At 59.9% G+C, this 18,725-nt stretch carries 17 protein-coding genes and 2 pseudogenes; 11 read left to right on the forward strand and 8 right to left on the reverse strand.

The annotated features are described in order from the left end of the window. The 3 genes and pseudogenes from AC1ECN_RS35490 to AC1ECN_RS35500 all read left to right on the forward strand — a co-directional run. A pseudogene (locus AC1ECN_RS35490) lies at positions 1 to 600 on the forward strand (ISNCY family transposase); the annotation flags it as partial. 287 nt (positions 601 to 887) lie between these two features. Next, the gene (locus AC1ECN_RS35495) at positions 888 to 1,889 is read left to right on the forward strand and encodes an IS30 family transposase (protein ID WP_222399937.1); all 1,002 of its coding nucleotides are present in this window, start codon (positions 888 to 890) and stop codon (positions 1,887 to 1,889) included. Positions 1,890 to 2,012: 123 nt separating this feature from the next. Then, positions 2,013 to 3,092: pseudogene (locus AC1ECN_RS35500) on the forward strand (helix-turn-helix domain-containing protein). Between the two features lie 11 nt (positions 3,093 to 3,103). Here AC1ECN_RS35500 and AC1ECN_RS35505 read toward each other — a convergent pair. Further along, positions 3,104 to 3,841, reverse strand: a complete 738-nt coding sequence (locus AC1ECN_RS35505; RefSeq protein WP_130698738.1) for a hypothetical protein — start codon at positions 3,839 to 3,841, stop codon at positions 3,104 to 3,106. A 336-nt stretch (positions 3,842 to 4,177) separates the two neighbouring features. Continuing rightward, entirely contained in the window at positions 4,178 to 5,173 is a 996-nt protein-coding gene (locus tag AC1ECN_RS35510) for a LacI family DNA-binding transcriptional regulator (RefSeq protein WP_027688750.1), read from the reverse strand. A gap of 174 nt (positions 5,174 to 5,347) precedes the next feature. Here AC1ECN_RS35510 and AC1ECN_RS35515 point away from each other — a divergent pair, with 174 nt between their 5' ends. The 8 genes from AC1ECN_RS35515 (at position 5,348) to AC1ECN_RS35550 (ending at position 12,660) form a co-directional block, all read left to right on the forward strand. Then, on the forward strand, positions 5,348 to 6,295 hold the full coding sequence (locus AC1ECN_RS35515) for a sugar ABC transporter substrate-binding protein (RefSeq protein ID WP_018067898.1): 948 nt from the start codon (positions 5,348 to 5,350) through the stop codon (positions 6,293 to 6,295). Between the two features lie 124 nt (positions 6,296 to 6,419). Next, positions 6,420 to 7,541, forward strand: a complete 1,122-nt coding sequence (locus AC1ECN_RS35520) for an ABC transporter permease (protein WP_018482320.1) — start codon at positions 6,420 to 6,422, stop codon at positions 7,539 to 7,541. A gap of 2 nt (positions 7,542 to 7,543) precedes the next feature. After that, positions 7,544 to 8,338, forward strand: a complete 795-nt coding sequence (locus tag AC1ECN_RS35525; RefSeq protein WP_027688748.1) for an ATP-binding cassette domain-containing protein — start codon at positions 7,544 to 7,546, stop codon at positions 8,336 to 8,338. Between the two features lie 84 nt (positions 8,339 to 8,422). Next, positions 8,423 to 9,226, forward strand: a complete 804-nt coding sequence (locus AC1ECN_RS35530) for a TIM barrel protein (protein ID WP_130726332.1) — start codon at positions 8,423 to 8,425, stop codon at positions 9,224 to 9,226. A gap of 42 nt (positions 9,227 to 9,268) precedes the next feature. Further along, positions 9,269 to 10,261 (forward strand): inositol 2-dehydrogenase, encoded by a 993-nt coding sequence (iolG, locus tag AC1ECN_RS35535; RefSeq protein ID WP_477955662.1) that lies wholly within the window; start codon positions 9,269 to 9,271, stop codon positions 10,259 to 10,261. 125 nt (positions 10,262 to 10,386) lie between these two features. Further along, positions 10,387 to 10,674 carry a MurR/RpiR family transcriptional regulator gene (locus AC1ECN_RS35540; protein WP_018070821.1) on the forward strand — a complete coding sequence of 96 codons (288 nt, stop codon included), beginning with the start codon at positions 10,387 to 10,389 and terminating at the stop codon, positions 10,672 to 10,674. A 290-nt stretch (positions 10,675 to 10,964) separates the two neighbouring features. Beyond that, positions 10,965 to 12,197, forward strand: a complete 1,233-nt coding sequence (locus AC1ECN_RS35545; RefSeq protein WP_477955664.1) for a protein-L-isoaspartate(D-aspartate) O-methyltransferase — start codon at positions 10,965 to 10,967, stop codon at positions 12,195 to 12,197. Positions 12,198 to 12,207: 10 nt separating this feature from the next. Then, on the forward strand, positions 12,208 to 12,660 hold the full coding sequence (locus AC1ECN_RS35550) for a DUF421 domain-containing protein (protein ID WP_130674367.1): 453 nt from the start codon (positions 12,208 to 12,210) through the stop codon (positions 12,658 to 12,660). 84 nt (positions 12,661 to 12,744) lie between these two features. Here the strand turns inward: AC1ECN_RS35550 and AC1ECN_RS35555 are convergent, their stop codons facing one another. From AC1ECN_RS35555 to AC1ECN_RS35580, 6 genes are read right to left on the reverse strand one after another with little or no spacing between them, the layout of a single operon-like run. Beyond that, complete coding sequence (locus AC1ECN_RS35555; RefSeq protein WP_003549481.1) at positions 12,745 to 13,509, reverse strand: FadR/GntR family transcriptional regulator; 765 nt, start codon at positions 13,507 to 13,509, stop codon at positions 12,745 to 12,747. Positions 13,510 to 13,533: 24 nt separating this feature from the next. Beyond that, positions 13,534 to 14,598, reverse strand: a complete 1,065-nt coding sequence (locus AC1ECN_RS35560) for a four-carbon acid sugar kinase family protein (protein ID WP_477955667.1) — start codon at positions 14,596 to 14,598, stop codon at positions 13,534 to 13,536. Continuing rightward, a complete protein-coding gene (locus AC1ECN_RS35565) occupies positions 14,595 to 15,587 on the reverse strand; it encodes an ABC transporter ATP-binding protein (RefSeq protein WP_477955669.1) in 993 nt (330 codons plus the stop codon). Before AC1ECN_RS35565 ends, AC1ECN_RS35560 begins: the two co-directional genes overlap by 4 nt. After that, complete coding sequence (locus AC1ECN_RS35570) at positions 15,587 to 16,594, reverse strand: ABC transporter ATP-binding protein (protein ID WP_130764442.1); 1,008 nt, start codon at positions 16,592 to 16,594, stop codon at positions 15,587 to 15,589. The genes AC1ECN_RS35565 and AC1ECN_RS35570 overlap by 1 nt, the downstream gene beginning before the upstream one ends. Further along, the gene (locus AC1ECN_RS35575) at positions 16,591 to 17,547 is read right to left on the reverse strand and encodes an ABC transporter permease (RefSeq protein ID WP_130676566.1); all 957 of its coding nucleotides are present in this window, start codon (positions 17,545 to 17,547) and stop codon (positions 16,591 to 16,593) included. Before AC1ECN_RS35575 ends, AC1ECN_RS35570 begins: the two co-directional genes overlap by 4 nt. A gap of 2 nt (positions 17,548 to 17,549) precedes the next feature. Then, positions 17,550 to 18,506: an ABC transporter permease gene (locus AC1ECN_RS35580; RefSeq protein ID WP_003552254.1), complete on the reverse strand. Its 957-nt coding sequence runs from the start codon at positions 18,504 to 18,506 to the stop codon at positions 17,550 to 17,552. Between the last annotated feature and the right edge of the window lie 219 nt (positions 18,507 to 18,725).

Below are 18,725 nucleotides of genomic sequence, written 5' to 3' on the forward strand. Positions count from 1 at the left end.
CAGGATCGGCTGGTCAAGGAATTACGGCTGGCGGATATCGGCGATATGGAGACGGGCAACGCGTTTTTGCCGGGCTTCATGGAGGACTACAATGCCCGGTTTGCGATTGTCCCTGCCCGGTCCGATGACCTGCACCGGCCGATAAATCTTGCGTCGGACCGGCTGAAGGAGATCCTGTGCAAGCGTGAGCAGCGCTATGTCGGGTCGCAGTTGACGTTTTCGTTTGAGCGCCAGCGGATCATGCTGGAAGAGACCGAGGTGACGCGTGGCCTGGTTGGCCGCTATGTCGAGACCTATGCCTATGCCGATGGCCGGCTGGACGTGCGCTGGAAAGGTCATTCCCTGCCCTACAAGGTGTTCGACAAGGACCAGCGGGTGACGCATGCGGCGATCACCGAGAACAAGCGGCTCGGCGATGTCCTGGCCTATATCAAGGAGCGTCAGGAGCAACTGCCGGCGCCCAAGGTCAGGACCAACAGCGAGAAGAATGGCTACACGCCGCGGGGCCGCAAGCCGGGTCGGAAGACGGATTTCATGAACGATCCCGCCGTCATTGCCCGACGGCGACAAGCGCTCTCTGGCCTCGATGCGGCGGAATGACTGGCTGCTCCAACTGTCAAAGCTAAAGCCGAAGGGGAGCATCTCACCCGCCCCCTCCCTTCCCTTGCAACCCGGTCCAGCCGGTCCGCTCGGGGGCTTGCCTAAGCGCAAGTGGACATGCCGAGTGTCGCATTTCTAAATAGCTGAAGACGCGCCCAAAGTGACACTTCTACTTTGCACACAAACGGACATTCCAACTTCCCCGCCACAGTTTGTAGCCGCGGTACATTCTATTTCCAAGTGCGACATGCTTATAAAAACAATGGCTTCGCCTTGGAGATATATGCATGTCCCTTTGCTATTCGCAGCTCACCTTGCCTGACCGCAGACGCCTATTTCACCTCAGAGAACGCAAGGTTCCCGTCTCGGAGATTGCCCACCAGCTCGGCCGTCATCGCTCGACGATCTATCGCGAGCTTAAGCGCAATACCTTCCAGGATCACGACTTTCCGGAATATAGCGGCTATTACAGCGGTATCGCCAACGACATGAGCAAGGAGCGCCGACGACGGTTGCGCAAACTCAGACGCCATCCGCATCTGCGCGACCTCGTCATCGACCGGCTGAAGGCGCATTGGTCACCCGAGCAGATCGCTGGCCGGCTTCTCGCAGATGGCGTCAGCCCCGTCCGTATTTGCCCGGAAACGATCTATCGCTTCATCTATTGCAAGGAAGACTATCCGCTCGGGCTGTATCAGCACCTGCCGGAACGACGTCGCAGGCGCCGGCGCCGCGGCGCACGCAAGTCACGCGACGGCTTGATCCCGCTTGACTGCAGAATCTCCCAACGCCCTGATTTTATTGATGATCGATCACAGTTCGGGCATTGGGAGGGCGATCTCCTGATCTTCCGGCGTGAACTCGGAGAGACCAACGTCACCTCGCTCGTCGAGCGCAAGAGCCGCTATACCGTGATGATCAAGAACCGCAGCCGGCACTCGCGGCCAATCATTGACAAGATCATCGATGCGTTCGCACCTTTGCCGGCCTTCGCCCGCCAGAGTTTCACCTTCGACCGCGGTACCGAGTTTCGCGGCTTTAGGGCTTTGGAAGATGGGATCGGCGCCAGAAGCTGGTTCTGCGATCCCAATTCGCCCTGGCAAAAAGGCGCTGTCGAGAACACCAACAAGCGCATTCGACGCTTCATGCCAGGCGATACGGATTTGTCCAACGTCGCTCAGCAGCAGCTCGTCGACCTCGCCCATCACCTGAATTCGCTCCCAAGAAAGTGCTTGGGCTACAAAACACCGGCGGAGGTCTTCATGGCGCATTTGCGTGAATGCGGCTAATCCCCTACCCTTCACACGCCCATGTTGCACTTGGTGTAGATTCTCCACGCAAAGTTGAAGTGTCCTGTTTCTGCAAAGTTGGAATGTCACTCTTCCCTTGTTTGATGACGGTGGAGATTGCGGATGGGACTGACAGCGATGAGCGAGCGCGACCTGCAACGGATGGAGATTCTATCGAAGGTCATCGCCGGCCGGATGACGCTGGTGTCGGCGGCACATGTGCTTGATTTGAGCGAGCGCCAAGTGCGACGGCTGTTGGATCGGATCAGAACGGCCGGTGCGGCGTCGATCCGGCATAAGGCGATCGGCCGACCGTCGAACAACCGCATCAGCGATGGTGTTCGGGATTATGCCGTGACGCTGGTTGGCGAACGCTATGCAGACTTCGGACCAACCTTGGCGGCCGAGAAGCTTGCCGAGCTCGATGGATTGCGGGTGTCGCGCGAGACGTTGCGCAGCTGGATGGTGGATGCGGGCCTGTGGCTCTCGCGCAAGCAGCGGCGGACGTTTCATCAGCCACGCTTACGGCGTGAAGCCGTGCGCTTTGTGAGCTAAACATCGAGATTCTTTGCGCAAATTCGAGCCAGGCGAAGGGTCGCGTCGAGCGGATGAACCGGGCGCTGCAGGATCGGCTGGTCAAGGAATTGCGGCTGGCGGGGATTTCCGGCATGGACGACGGCAACGCTTTCCTGTCCGGTTTCATTGAGCGCTACAATGGGCGATTTGCGATTGTCCCTACCCGGTCCGATAATCTGCGTCGGACCGGCTGAAGGAGATCCTGTGCAAGCGTGAGCAGCGTTATGTCGGGCGCAGCTGACGTTTTCGTTCGAGCGCCAGCGGATCATGCTCGAAGAGACCGAGGTGACGCGTGGCCTGGTTGGCCGTTATGTCGAGACCTATGCCTTTGCCGATGGCCGGCTGGACGTGCGGTGGAAGGGATACTCCCTGCCCTACAAGGTGTTCGACAAGGACCAGCGGGTGACGCATGCGGCGATCATCGAGAACAAGCGACTCGGAGACGTGCTGGCCTATATCAAGGAGCGCCAGGAGCAGCAGACAAGGCCGAAGGTCAAGAGTAACAGTGAGAAGAATGGCTACACGCCGCGGGGCCGAAAGCCGGGCCGCAAGACAGACTTCATGGACGATCCTGCAGTGATTGCGAGGCGCGAGAAGGCGCTGTTGAGGCAGCCGGCTGCGGAATGACCGGGTGTTCCTCAATGCATGAGGATGTCGCCTTGCATGTCGGATTCGAGTTGCAGGCAGGCCGCCCAAAGCGGTGTCTTGTGGTACATCCCATTCTGAAGGATGGTCAGTCCATCGCGGTCTTCGTGAAGCAGTCCCAGCCAGCACAAGGGACGAATGACGCCGTAGCGAAGCTCCGATCCCAACGTCCAGACTTCTGCTGACATTGCTGCTTCCGGCTGAGACAAGAGGCTTGGATAGAGGACGCTCAGCAAGTCGTTCACCGAACATCCCGGCCTGGCTTTGATATTGATAAGATTGAGGAATACGTGCCACGAACGCATTCGTTCACGCACCTCCTCGAGCGTCTGGCCGTCGTGGATGTAGGAATAAAGATAGTCCGTGGCGATCAGGTCAAAATAAGCCTGGGGCCTAGCGAGAAACTCCCGGCATCGTTTTGTAGCAAGCAAAAGGTCTTTCTTTTTGCGAAGAAGTTTTAAATGAGCAAGCATGCTGCGGACGACCCAAAGCGGCGGCATGTCGCCTTCACTAAGAACCTTGTTCATGCTGTAGAGGTCTTCCGACGTGTAGTCGGGCCACTGGAAGTGAACGGCGGCCCAATGCACGAACTTGCGGTTCATGGCGCCGGTCGCTGTCAACCCTATGCCGCCCTGACTGTCGGCGTAGGAAGCCGAAAGGATCATCCCGCGAAGAAGTGGTGACAGCGCTGCGACATCGACGTCACCTTGCAACTTGATTTCCGGAAGCATCGTGCGGCTTTGATCCCTACCCTACAACAGACAGCTGCCGATAGTACAACCGGCGACGGAACAATTGCCACTGAGAAAACTAAAGCCGAACGGTGCCCCTCACCCGCCCCGATCTGATCTTGCAACGGCATCAGCCGGTCAGATCGGGGCTGGTCGTCGTGCCGTGCAGCAGCCCAAAGTGACACTTCTACTTTGCACACAAACGGACATTCCAACTTCCCCGCCACATGTTGCGTCGCCGGTGGTTCGGTTCCCYTCAAGGCGCCCTTTAGACGCTTTCGATTGTGGTCGGAAGCGCTTCGCGCGGATGCTTCGCGGCCGCGTCTTGGGGTCATTTCATGCCGATGATCTCAGCACGAGGCGCCCGGGCATGACAACCGTTTCGCTGTCGTCCTTTCCGGTTATCATAGCGACCAGGGCATTGATCATCGCCTCGGTGGGCTGTTGGTAACTGGTCAATTCGTAGGCGGGAGCCTCGCCGAGTTCGATGTTATCGAAGCCGACGACTGCCACGTCTTGCGGAATTCTTAGGCCGAACTCGCTACGGATGACATCCATCGCTCCCAGCGCCAAGATGTCATTTTCACACATCAATACGTCGACGCGCGACTCGGGCGCAGTCGTGCTCAAATAGATGCGCGCCGCCTCTGCGCCAGCTTGGGCGCTGTATCTTTCCGCGGCTAATTCGGTGACGCGTTCGATGCCTTTCCGACGCCAAAAACTTGCATAATGATGGCGCCTGCCCAGCGCGGTCGACAAGGTTCTCGCTCCCGTCATAAAACCGGGACGGCGATATCCCTTGCTAAACAGGTAATCGACGATCTCGCCGAGAGCGAGTTCTGCATCGCAGGCAATCGCGGGAACGCCGGGGATTTGGCTGTCTCTTGCAAGAACGAACATCGGCGGGAAACCTCGGCCAAGCCGTCGATCACCGAGCGTTTCCTCGCGAAAGGCCGTACCGAACAGTATCACGGCATCGAATTGTCGTTGGTCGGCGTTGATCAAGGCGTGAACGTGATCGAAATGGCGGTTGATGTTGATCAATACGGTCAGCAGACCCTCCGCCTGCAGGCGCTCGGTCAACATCTCCAGAACCGGAAGCTTGTGCGGATTGGCGAAGTCATCGACGAAGACGGCCACCTGATGGGTGGTGTTCGTCGCAAGACTGCGGGCAAGCAGGTTAGGCGAATAGTTCAGAACCTCGGCCGCCTGAAGCACCTTTTGTCGGCTTGCTTCCGTAATCGACGCACCGGGCGTGAACGCACGAATGACGGTCCATTTCGACACGCCGGCGGCTTCCGCCACCTCTTTCGCTGTCGCCCGTTTGCGCATGGCCGTCTCCTCCTGAATGGAATGAATATTCCACAAAAAAATAAAAATGGAATGGATGCTTGATTTTTGTCGACAATAAAGTAGTTTTATCGAGCTTGCTACCGGGTGCAAATGGAGTTGCAACCGGTAGCATTGGGAGGTCCGCGTAGTGCGGACTGTTTTTGGGAGGGTAAAATGAAATTCGGTTTGAAATCGCTTCTCGCGGGCGCGGCCGTTGCTGCTGCGCTCATGTGCTCTTCGGCAATAGCCAATGCCGCTGACATTCGCATCGTCGCCGTCACCCACGGCCAGGCCAATGATCCTTTCTGGTCCGTCGTCAAGAACGGCGTCAACGCAGCGGCGAAGGACATGGGTATTAGCGTCGATTATCGCGCTCCGGAAACTTTCGACATGGTGTCGATGGGGCAGCTCATCGATGCTGCCGTCAATCAGAAGCCCGATGGGCTCATCGTCTCCATTCCAGACGCCTCAGCACTCGGTCCATCCATCAAGAAGGCTGTCGCCGCCGGTATCCCGGTTATTTCCATCAATTCCGGTTCCGACGTTTCAAAGGAGTTGGGAGCGCTGCTGCATGTCGGCCAGGACGAATATACCGCCGGCAAAGCCGCCGGTGGGAAACTGCATGAGCTGGGCGGCAAGGAAGGCCTGTGCGTGAACCAGGAGGTCGGCAATGTTTCGCTCGATCTGCGCTGCAAGGGCTTTGCCGACGGTTTCGGCGGCAAGGTCACGGTTCTACCCGTCAGCAACGATCCGGCTGATGTCCGTGCGAAGGTCAAGGCAGCGCTGAGTTCCAATACTGCCGTCGATACTGTCATGGCGCTTGGTGCCGGTACGGCCGGCGAGCCTTCGCTCGCGGCCGTCGAGGATGTCGGAATGACCGGCAAGATCAAGGTGGCGACATTCGACCTTTCAGCTGATTTCCTGAAGGCCGTGGCCGACGGTAAGGCTGCCTTCGCGATCGATCAGCAGCAGTTCCTGCAGGGCTATCTACCGGTCGTATTCTTGGCCAACTATGCCAAATACGGGCTTATCCCGGGGGGGAATGTTCCATCCGGCCCGAACCTTATCACTAAGGAAAAGGCGGCCCAAGTCGTGGATCTTTCCGCCAAGGGCATTCGCTAACCGGAATTGCCGAAGGGCATTCTCCCAGAATCTCCTCCCCCTTAATGGGGAGGGGGTTTGGCCGACTGACCGCGCTGCCGAGCAGCGCCAACGCTACCCTAAATTATGATCCGTGGGAGGAGTTATGGCTTCGCTTGAGCAGAGAACGGCGGCTGCGCCGAAGGCCGATGAGCGCGTCAAACAAGTAAGTTTTTTGACGCATATGATGCGGCGGCCTGAGCTTGGTGCCGTGGCTGGCCTTGTTCTCGTCATCGTCTTTTTCTTTCTCACCGCCGACCGTACCATGTTCTCGCTTTCCGGCCTGATGACCATCATGGCGCCGGCGTCGCAATTGGGGATTCTGGCCATTGCGGCGGCCCTTCTGATGATCGGCGGCGAGTTTGATCTTTCGATCGGCTCGATGGTGGCCTTTGCGGGACTGATTTTCGGCGTCATCCTTACGAATTTCGGCCAGCCGCTTTCGGTTGCCATCGTCATGACGATGCTTTTTGCCGCGTTCATGGGAGCGATCAACGGGCAGATCGTCATTCACACGCGCCTTCCGTCCTTCATCGTGACCCTGGCATTCCTCTTCATTCTCCGTGGCTTGACGCTCGTCGGCCTGAAATGGGCGACAGGCGGCTCAACGCAGCTTCGTGGCATCGGCGACCGCGTCAAGGACAGTCCGCTGCTTGGCTTTTTTTCCGGCGATGCGCTGAAGGGCGTCTTTGTCTGGCTTGCGGATCACGACCTGATCGACAAGTTCCCCAACGGCATGCCGAAGGTCACGGGCATCCCGGTATCGGTATTGTGGTTCGTGGCGCTTGCCCTGGCTGCGACCTGGGTCCTCCTGCGCACTCGCATGGGCAACTGGATCTTTGCCGCCGGTGGTGATCCCAATGCGGCGAGAAACTCTGGCGTCCCGGTCCACAGGGTCAAGACCGGCCTGTTTGCGCTGACGGCATGCGCGGCGGCTCTGGTCGCCATCATCACTGTGCTCGATGCCGGCTCCACGGATGCCAGACGCGGCTTTCAGAAAGAGTTCGAGGCGATCATTGCCGCCGTCATTGGTGGGTGCTTGCTGACAGGCGGCTATGGTTCGGCGATTGGCGCCTTCTTCGGCGCGATCATCTTCGGCTCGGTCTCGATCGGTCTGACCTACACCAAGTTCGATTCCGACTGGTTTCAGGTCTTCCTGGGCTCGATGCTGCTGCTGGCCGTTCTTTTCAACAATTTCATCCGCCGCAAGGTTACCGGGGAGCGCTGATCATGGCTGATGCCAATATTCGAATGCCGATCATTGAAGTGACCGACATTGTCAAGCATTACGGCTCGGTGATTGCTCTCAACGGCGTATCGATGCATGTCTCGGCCGGAGAGGTGCTTTGTCTCCTCGGAGACAATGGCGCGGGCAAATCCACTTTGATCAAGACGCTCTCCGGCGTTGTCCGTCCAAGCGGCGGCGCGTTCCTGGTCGAAGGCAAGCCGGTCAATTTCAGCAGCCCGCGCGATGCGCTCGATGCTGGGATCGCGACCGTCTATCAGGATCTCGCCATGATCCCGCTGATGTCTATCACCCGCAATTTCTTCATGGGACGAGAGCCCCGCAAGGGCTTCTTCCCCTTCCGTCACATCGACCTTACGCACTGCAACAATGTCACGCGTGAGGAGATGCACAAGATCGGCATCGATATCCGCGATCCCAATCAGGCGGTAGGCACTTTGTCCGGGGGCGAACGCCAGTGCGTTGCCATTGCCCGCGCCGTCTACTTCGGCGCCAAGATCCTCATTCTCGATGAGCCGACCTCGGCGCTCGGCGTGGCGCAAACCTCGATGGTGCTGAAATACATCCACCAGGTTCGACAGAAAGGATTGGGCGTCATTTTCATCACCCATAATGTCCGACATGCCTATGCGGTAGCGGACCGCTTCACCATCCTCAATCGCGGCCAGACGCTTGGCACCTTTTGTAAGGCGGACATCGCGATGGATGAGCTTCAGAACCTCATGGCCGGCGGCAAGGAACTGCAGCAATTGTCCGAAGAACTCGGCGGCACGGTCTAGCCGGCTTGGTTCCGAGGCGGCGTTCGATTGGTTTTCAAGGGCCGTCGCCGCCTTTCACTCAATCATCAATCATGGAATACGGTCATGAACGACGGCTCGCCGAATGCCTCATCCCCCTTCACGCTCGCGGTCTGTGCCGAGATGGTCTTCAAGTCGCTGCCCGTCGTCGATAGGCTCAAGCGCATCACCGAACTCGGCTTTCACGCCGAGATCTGGGATTGGACGAAACATGACATCGCCGCCCTTGCAAGATCAGGAGCGGTCTTCTCGTCAATGACGGGCTATGTGACTGGAACGCTTGCCGATGACGCGGGAGCAGACGAATTGCTGCGAACTGCGAAGCAATCGATCCCGGTCGCCAGGGAGCTCAATTGCCCGCGCCTCAATCTGCACGGGACTGGTCTTGACGGCCAGGGTTTGCCGGTGGTCAAGGCCGACAAAGTGACGGGCGCCATGTGGCTCAAGGCGCACGACACGCTTAGCCGTATCGCCGACCTCGGCGAGAAAGAGGGCGTCACTTTCGTGCTCGAAAACCTCAACGAAGCAGTCGATCACCCCAAGACACCGTTTGCCAAGGCCGAAGATACGCTTGCGCTCGTTTCGTCGGTAAACCGGCCGGCGCTGAAGCTCAATCTCGACCTCTATCACGCTCAGATCGGCGAAGGAAACCTGATCGAGCTTTGCCGGCGCGCTCTGCCCCATATCGGCGAAATCCAGGTGGCGGATGTTCCGGGCCGCATGGAGCCGGGTACCGGAGAGATCAACTACAAGGCAATTGCTCGTGCGCTCAAGGATATGGGCTATCGCGGCACGATCGGCATGGAGGCCTGGGCTTCCGGCGACGATGAGACGGCGCTTGCCCGTTTCAGCGACGCCTTCACGGTTTGAAGATTTCGATAGTCAACACTTACACGTCATGGAGAAATATCAATGATCAGGTTTGGAGTGATCGGCGCCGGCCGGATAGGCAAGGTGCATGCCGCGACTATTGCGGCGAACCCGAAGGCGAAGCTCGTCTATGTGGCGGATGCCTTCAGAGCATCGGCGCAGTCACTTGCCGCGCAGACGGGCGCCGAGGTTGCCGATGCGGAGGAGGTCATCAAGTCCTCAAGTGTCGATGCGATCCTGATTGCGACACCGACCCCCAGCCACGCCGATCTCATCGAGGCGGCCGCAAAGGCCGGCAAGGCTATCCTCTGCGAAAAGCCGGTGTCCCTGTCGGTCGAGCGCATCAATGCCTGCCTCGACGTCGTCGAGAAGAACAAGTCGACTTTGATGATCGGCTTCAATCGCCGGTTTGACCCGAGCTTCGCCAACGTGGAAGCGCGCCTGCGCCACGGGGACATCGGCGAAAYTGAGATCGTGACGATCACCAGCCGAGATCCCGCGCCGCCGCCGGCTGATTACGTCAAATCATCCGGCGGCCTGTTCCGCGACATGATGATTCATGACTTCGACATGGCCCGTTTCCTCATGGGGGAAGAATTCGTCGTCGTGAATGCACTTGGATCCTCGCTCGTCGACAAGGCGATCGGAGCCGAGGGCGATGTGGATACTGCAGCGGTGCAGATGCAGACGGCTTCCGGGCGCATTGCCGTTATCACCAATTCGCGCCGGGCGACTTATGGCTACGACCAGCGCATCGAAGTCCACGGAGCTGCCGGCATGCTTGCGGCGAGGAATATCCATGCAACCAGCGTCGAGCTTTCCAATGCGAATGGTGTTAGCGGCGATCCCGTCCAGTATTTCTTCCTTGAACGCTACGCCCAGGCCTACGCCAACGAGATCAATGCCTTCATTGATGCGATCGACAGCGGCAACCGTTCGCCGAAGCCCGGCGGAATTGATGGCCTCCAGGCTCAGAAACTGGCGGAGGCCGCCACCGTGAGCTGGCAGACGGGCAGGCCGGTGCGGGTCGATTAACAAGTTTCGATGCGGCCATGTCCTCACATGGCCGCATCGCCACCGGGGATGACGTGCCGCCTTCCAATATGCATCCGGGTCGCACCGAGATTACCGGAAGACGGATCTTTGGAAGGTGAAGCGCAATGCTACAGGATAGAGACCACCGTCCTCCCGCGACACTGCAGGAACTGAAGTACCTGATCGCCAAACGGCAGATCGTCTTTCCCAACAGTCTCGAACAGGTCGCGAGGCAGATTATAGAACGGCCGGAAATGATTGCATTCGAAAGTGCCGCTGCGATTGCCCGCAATTGCAGGGTTTCTCAAACGACGGTTCACCGACTTGCACAGCACATCGGGTTTCGAACATTGCGCGAGTTTCGCGCGATGATAAGAGATCATCTTCGCAAGATTTCCGCAAATCATCGCTAGGGGGCTGTCTGGCGATCCCTGTTCGACGAACGGCCGTTCCGCGTGCTGAAAAATCAGCGCTCGCGTTTACGTGGCACTTTGACGTCTTCCCGCGCCTGATTGGGATTCTGTTCATGGAACCGGGTACATTCTATTTTCAAGTGCGACACGCTTGCGTGTCGCTTTGCTATTCCCTTGGCGCTTGCCGAAAACCTGCTCCTTTCAGGAACTCCCCGGTCGCCCATTTGTTTTACATTCTGCACCACCCATAAGTTTGCCCAAGGTGCAGTCGGCGACAGTGGAACTGATCCATGGATATGACGCGCGTCCGAGATCGCATGGTGGAGCACCACGTTACGCGTCGTGGCATTCGTGATCCAGGCGTGACCGAAGCCATGCGCACGGTGYCGCGCGAAAAATTCGTTCCTCCAGGCTCCGAGGAATTCGCCTATGAGGATGCACCGCTGGCGATCGGCCAAGGCCAGACAATTTCGCAGCCGTTCATCGTGGCTCTGATGCTCGAAAAGGCCAATCTGGATGCCGGTGACACAGTGCTCGAGGTCGGAACAGGTTCCGGCTACGCTTCAGCCCTCCTGAGCCGGATAACAAGGCATGTCTACTCCATCGAGCGCCACGAAAGGCTGGCGCTTCAGGCCAAGGAACGGTTCGAGAAACTGGAATACCGCAACATTGACGTTCGCGTCGGCGATGGCAGCAAGGGCTGGGCGGAGGCCGCCCCCTTCGATGCCATTATTGTTTCTGCGAGCGCACCAGAGGTGCCAACCGCCTTGAAAGAGCAGTTGGGCCTCGKAGGGCGGCTCATCATTCCGGTCGGCCGCTGTGACGCGCAGCGCCTGAAACGGGTCACGCGTACCGGGGACGTCACGTTCGAAGAAGAAGATCTCGGCGGGGTGCTCTTCGTTCCCTTGATCGGCGAAGATGCCTGGACTGCTACCCATCCGATGTACACGGCCACGGCCCCCTCATTGCCGGGAACGCTTGCCTCCGAGCCAAGTTCTCCGCAAGACGCACAGGGAGGGGGCATGGGAAAGATACACCCGTTGCCCGCGTTGCCGGAAGGTGTGGTCGATTACACCGAATTTCAGCAAACTTTCTGGGCGGTTCAACGTAGTTCCTGGATCGTGTTCACGCTTCTTCTGCTGAGCTGCTTGCTGGGTTTGCTTGGAAGAGGCGGTCCATTTTCGCGGCAAACTCTTCTGTTGGCCGATGGGTCCGTGGACTTTCCCGTCATCTCCCGATGGAATGCTCCTGAGGATATGACCGTGAACTTCACGCCGTCATCCGAAGACAGGGTCTTCACGATCGATGCCGCCTTTCTGCAAACCTTCTCGGTTCAGGGCATCGATCCACCCCAAAAGGCGACTTTCGTGCGCGAAGGCCGGATAGGCTATGTGTTTCCTGCCGACCCGGCAGGACTGACACAGATCGTCTTCCGTCTGCAAACGCAACTCCCCGGCCCTCGCCGCGCCACTATCGGCATGGGCGGGGAGACTCGCAGCCAATCCACGTTCATCTTTCCATGAGGGCGGCACGGTGGATGCAGTATTACGCGGATTGGCAATCTATTTCACGCTGCTTGTGATCATCCGTCTGTCGGGAAGACGGACATTGGCTCAGATGACGCCGTTTGATCTGGTGATCGTGCTGGTGATTTCCGAGACCACCCAGCAGGCGATGCTGGGCAATGACTTCTCGATCACCAACGCCGTCGTCTTGATCCTCACGCTGTTTACGACCGACATCGGCCTGTCTTACGTGAAGAGGTGGTGGCCTCGCGCAGCTCATATCATCGATGGCGTTCCAACCGTTCTGGTGACGGATGGCGTCTACGATGAGCGCGCGCTCAAAGGCGCCCGACTGCAAAAGGAAGATGTCATGCAAGCGGCTCGAAGCCAGGAAGGCATCGAGAGCGTTACGGAGATAAAATTTGCCATCCTCGAAGTGAGCGGCAACATCAGCATCATCAAGAAGCAGAAATCCGGCTGACAATCGACGACGAAGGAGACATCCCGCTTTAAGGGCATGAACTCTCTTGCCATTTCCGAGCTGCTTGGCGCTTGGGAATGCGCGTCAGAAGGATAGGTCGAGCACCCTGCCCTCAAACAGACGATCCCGAGAACCTTCGAGATGCGCCTTCATCAGTCTTTGCGCATCGTCAGGCCGGCCATCGGCGATCGCCTTGTAGATGGCGTTATGCTCTTCATAGACCTGTTCCAACCCTTGGCGGGGGCCAAGCAAAGACAGGCCGTGCAGATGCATGCCAACGGCGATATGGGCCTTCAGCGCATCGATCGAGGCCGTGTAATAATGATTGTTGGCAGCTTCCGTCACCGCGCGGTGGAAGAGGAAATCGGCGTCGGTGCGGTGAAGCTGATGGCTGGTCGCCTCACGCAGATCCGCAAGCGCGCTGGCGATCTTCTGAATGGCCTGCTCATTGCGGCGTTTGGCGGCGAAATAGGCCGCCGCCGGCTCGATCGTCAGGCGGAATTCGTAGCAGCGTTGAATGTCGGCGATCGTCTTGACCGGCGAATAGGCAAGCTGCGTCGTCGGCGATCCATGCGCGCTGACGAAGGTGCCGGCGCCCTGCCGGGCATAGACCATGCCCTGATCGCGCAGGCGCGCCAGCGCATCGCGGACGATCGGCCGCGATACACCCAGCATCGAGGCAAGCTCATGCTCGCCGGGAAGGCGTGAATCCGGCGGATAGTTTCCGCCGCGGATACGCTCGAGCAGCTGGTCGAAGACGCGATCGACCAGCTTGACGGCCTTGCCGCGTTCAGGCTTGCCCGGCGGGCCGGCTTCCGCGTTCAACGATTCGCCATTCACTTCAGCCACGTCATTCTCCCCGGCGGTATCTTACTATGCCGCCCGATTCCAAAGAACCAGTCTTAGCAAACTATCGGGCTTGCCGAAGCCCCCGGACTTCACCGCGCACCGAAAATGCCGTCCGTCGACGGCCGTGACATCGAACCACGGCACGCCGGCCTCGATTTCGCCCTTCGGCGCCAGAACTCTGACCCCGAGCGCCTGGAAAACGGCAAGCGCCGTGTCGCCGCCGCCGACCATCAGCATGTCAGGCTTGGTATCGTCGATGACCGATCTGACGCCTGCCGCAAAACGGCGGGCGACCAATGCCGCATCGGCCGCCATATCGCCGGTGCAACGCAGCAGCGCCGGCAGCGCCATGCCCTCCCCGACTTCGACCTGCCCCATCGGCGCGTCCACCACCATGCGCAGGACACCCGAGGCTTCGAGCCGGTCCATCTGGGTAGCGGTAATCGGGTCGCGCGAGCCAAAGGCGAACAGGGTACGCCGGGTCGCCGCAAACTCCGGCACCGATTGCTGCCCCGTCTCGCCGAGCTGGCGGGCAAGTGCGGAACCCAGACCCCGTGCGCCGACCGCAAGCGTCAGCCGCCAGTCATGATCGGCAACGATCTGGTCGAGATCACTATCGTCCTTTGCATCGGCAACAGCAACATTGCCCGCACGGCCCTCGAACAGATCGGCGATCGGCAGTGGCTTGTCGACGCCGCGGCCGACAACACAGCCACTAAAGGTCAGACGCTCCTGATCGGGAATAGCGGGCGCCACCAGGATAGTCTCCAGGCCGAGCGCATCGGCCAGCGCCAGGCTCTCCGCCGCGACATTGCCCTTCAGCCGGGAGTCGATCTTCTTCATAACGACTGCGGGCTTCACGCCACGAAGTGCCGCGGTCGCGAAGCGGACCCTCTCGGCAGCTTCCGGTTCGCCAAGCGCACGCGAAGCGGTGTTGACGACGACGACATCACAGCCGGTGGCGATCGCATCCTCTGCGGCCTCGACATCGACAGCGACCGCAACCGAAAGGCCGGCTTCGACGAAGGGCGTTCCGGTATCGAGCGCACCCGTCAGATCATCGGCGACGATAACGGCCTTCAGTGTCATGCGGTCTGTCCGGTGTTGACGGCATGGCAGGCGACGAGGTGGCCGGGTTTTGCTTCCTGCCACGCGGGGATGACCTTGCTGCAGACATCCATGGCAATCGGGCAGCGCGTGTGAAAGCGGCAGCCGGTCGGCGGGTTCAGCGGGCTCGGCACATCGCCCTGCAGGATCTGACGCTGGCGGGYGCGCTCATGTTCGGGATCGGTCTCCGGAACGGCCGACAGCAGCGCCCTGGTATAGGGGTGCAGCGGATTGTCGAAGAGCTCCTCGCGGGTGGCAAGTTCGGCGAGCCGCCCGAGATACATGACGCCGACACGGGTGCTGATATGGCGCACGACTGCGAGATCATGGGCGATAAAGAGATAGGTCAGCCCATATTTTTCCTGCAGATCGAGCAGCAGGTTGATGATCTGCGCCTGGATCGACACGTCGAGCGCCGAGATCGCCTCGTCGCAAACAATGAATTTCGGCTGGCAGGCGAGCGCGCGGGCAATGACGACGCGCTGCCGCTGGCCGCCGGAAAGCTCATGCGGGTAACGCTGGGCAAACCGCGTCGGCAGGCCGACATCGGTGAGCAGCGTCGCGACCCTGTCCTTCAGCTCGGCCTTGGTGCAGAGCTTGTGGAAGAGGATCGGCTCGCCGATCGCCTCGCCCACCGTCATGCGCGGATTGAGGGTCGAATACGGATCCTGGAAGACGATCTGCAGGTCGCGGCGGAAGGGCCGCATCTGCTTTTCGTCGAGCGTCGCGAGATCCTGGCCCTTGTAAACGACCTTGCCGCTGGTCGCCTTGTAGAGGTTGAGGATGGTGAAACCGGTCGTCGACTTGCCGCAGCCGGATTCGCCGACCAGGCTCAGCGTCTCGCCTTCCATGATGTCGAGATTGACATTGTCGAGCGCATAGACGGTTGCCGAGCGTTCACCGAAGGCGCCGAGCTTGACGTGGAAATGCTTGACCAGATTTTCGATCTTGAGCAGTGGCTGAGCACCCATCACGCGGCCTCCTGCATTCTCTGGACGACGAAACAGGCGGCGCGGTGATTGCTGCTGCCGCTCAACGGTTCCAGCCGCGGCACCTTCTCGCGGCAGATGTTCTCCACAAGCGGGCAGCGCGGCGCAAATGGGCAACCCTTCGGCCGGCGGCCAGGCTCCGGCGGCGTGCCGCCGATCGAGCTCAGCCGGCTTGCCGGCGGGTCCGAGAGCTTCGGGATCGAAGACAGCAGGCCGCGCGTATAGGGATGGCTCGGGCGGGCATAGAGCTCGTCGACCGGCGCATCTTCGACCACCGTGCCGGCATAGAGCACGGCGACACGATCGACGAGGCCGGCGATCAGCGCCAGATCATGGGTGATCCAGACAACCGACATGCCGAGCTTGGTCCTGAGATCCTTCACCAGATCGACGATCTGGGCCTGGATGGTGACGTCGAGCGCCGTCGTCGGCTCGTCGGCAATCAAAAGCTTCGGATTGCAGGCAAGGCCGATTGCGATCATCACGCGCTGGCGCATGCCGCCGGAAAGTTCGTGCGGATAGGCCTGCAGGCGCTCTTCCGGGCCAGGAATACCGACAAGGCGCAGAAGCTCGACGGCACGTCTGCGGGCCTCCGCCTTTTTCATTCCGCGGTGATAGATCAGCGGCTCGCAGATCTGGTCACCGACGCGCATCACCGGATTGAGCGAGGTCATCGGATCCTGGAAGACGAAGCCGATATCGCCGCCGCGCACCTTGCGCAGCTCTCTATTCGACATCGTCTGCAGGTCGCGGCCGTCGAATGTCGCCGATCCCTTAGTGACTTTGATCTTGTTCGGCAGGAGCCGCATCAGGCTCAGCATGGTCAGGCTCTTGCCGCAGCCGGATTCGCCGACCACACCAAGCGTCTCACCCTTGTCGACATGGAGATCGATGCCGTCGACGACGATGGCGGGGCCGTTGCGGCCATCGATTTCGACGGTGAGGCCCCTGACATCGAGCAGGCGGTTGGTGCTTTTCATGTCGATCATTTGCTGCCCCGCGGATTGAGCGCGTCGTTGAGACCGTCGCCAAGGAAGCTGAAGGCAACCGAGGCAAGGCCGAGCACGGCCGCCGGAGCGGCGAGAAGGTGGGGATAATGCTGCCAGACACGCAGGCCGTCCGAGATCATGTTGCCCCAGCTCGGCGTCGGCGGATTGACCCCGACGCCAAGGAAGCTGAAGGCACTTTCCAGTACCATCGCCGTGCCGAGACCGGCGCTGACCGAGACGATCAAAGGCCCCAGCGCATTCGGGATGACATAGCGCTTGATGATGATCCAGTTAGACAGGCCGAGCGCCTGGGCCGCGGTGATATAGGGCCGGCTGCGGATCGACAGCACCTGGGCGCGGACGAGACGGGCGTAAGGCGGCCAGGAGATCAGCGCCATCGAGCCGAAGACGAGGATGAAATCCACCCACATGGTTTCGCGGTAGAAGGGATTGAGGGTCGCGAGGTAACGCGCCTCCATCCATTTGCTGATCGGCGATTTCAGCGAGGCGTTGATGACGACGACGAGCAGCAGGTTGGGAACCGACATCGTCACGTCCGTCAGCCACATGATGACGCGATCGAACGGATTGCCGAAGAAACCGGCGACGGCACCGAGCACCAGCCCGATCAGCACGGCGAAGACGGTGACGATGACGGCGACGAGGAAAGCGGTGCGCGTGCCGAAGACCACACGGCTGAAGACGTCGCGGCCGAGATCGTCGGTTCCGAAGAGATGGCTCATCGACGGCAGGACGTTGCGGGCGTTGAGATCCTGGCTCAGATAATCATAGGGCGTGAGGTAAGGCCCGAAGATCGCCGTGAAGGCGAGGATCACGACGATGACGAGGCCGAAGATGGCAAGCCGGTTGCGCTTCAGCCGATACCAGGCGTCGCGCCACAGGCTGACCGGTTCTTCAACGGTTTCGATGGTGGAAAGAGGGATGGCGGACATGGTCAGCGGCTCCTTCTTGAATCATTGGCGCGCGGATCGAGCAGTGGATAGAGCACGTCCACCAGGAGGTTCGACACCATCACCAGGAACGACCCGATCAGCGTGATCGCCAGAATGACGGGATAATCGGAATTGATCAGCGCCTGCACCGTCAACCGGCCGAGGCCCGGCAGGCCGAAGACGAGTTCGACGAAGATCGCGCCGTTGACGATGGTGATCATGATCAGGCCGAGCTGTGTGACGACGGGCGTCAGCACCGGCCGCAGGATATGGCGCAACGCCACGATGATCTCGGGCACGCCCTTGGCGCGGGCGGTCCGGACGAAATCCTCCGACAGGACCTCGATGACGGCGGCACGCGTCTGACGCACGATCAGCGCGATCGGCTGGAAGGAAAGGACGAGCAGCGGCAGCAGGATACGGACATCGAGGATGCCGCCCCAGCCATAGGGCACGCTTGCACCCGGCAGCAGCACGATGAGGCCGACCATCAGCAGCGGACCGGCGACATAGGCCGGGATCGCCCAAAGGAAGAGTGCGGAGCCCAGAATGGCATAATCGATACGCGAATTCTGGTTGAGCGCGGCGATCATGCCGAGCGGGATTGCAACGACGGCGGTCAGGATGATGGAGCAGAGGGCAAGCTGGAAGGAGACGGGTGCGGCGGCCGAGACCATCGCCCAGACGGAGCGGCCCGATGTCAGCGAGTTGCCGAATTGGCCGTGCAGCAGGTTCCAGATGTAAAGGCCGAACTGGACGATGAAGGGCTTGTTGAGGCCGGCACTTTCGCGAATGGCTTCGATGCGCTGCGGATTATAGGCGACGTCGCCCGGCGCGCGCAGGAAGATCAGCTTGATCGGATCGCCGGCGCCATAGAAGGCCAGCGCATAAACGGCCAGCATCACCACCAGAACGGACGGAATCCAGATGGCAAATCGGGTTAGCACGTAGCGCAGCAAGGCCACCTCCCACCTGTTGTTCGATGCGTTCCCGCTTTTGGCTGCGATCGCATCTCTTCTTCTTGAAACTTGCGCGAAGGCCTTGCGGCCTTCGCGCGGGTTACTGCCGATTGGGGCGGTTGCGCCGGATCAACCGATGGAAATGTTCCAGGGTTCGACGACCTGCCAGTCAAGGTTCTTTTCCAGGCCCTTGACCTCCTTGGTGGCCCAGCGCGACAT

This window comes from Rhizobium sp. 01N447_2 (assembly GCF_056399245.1).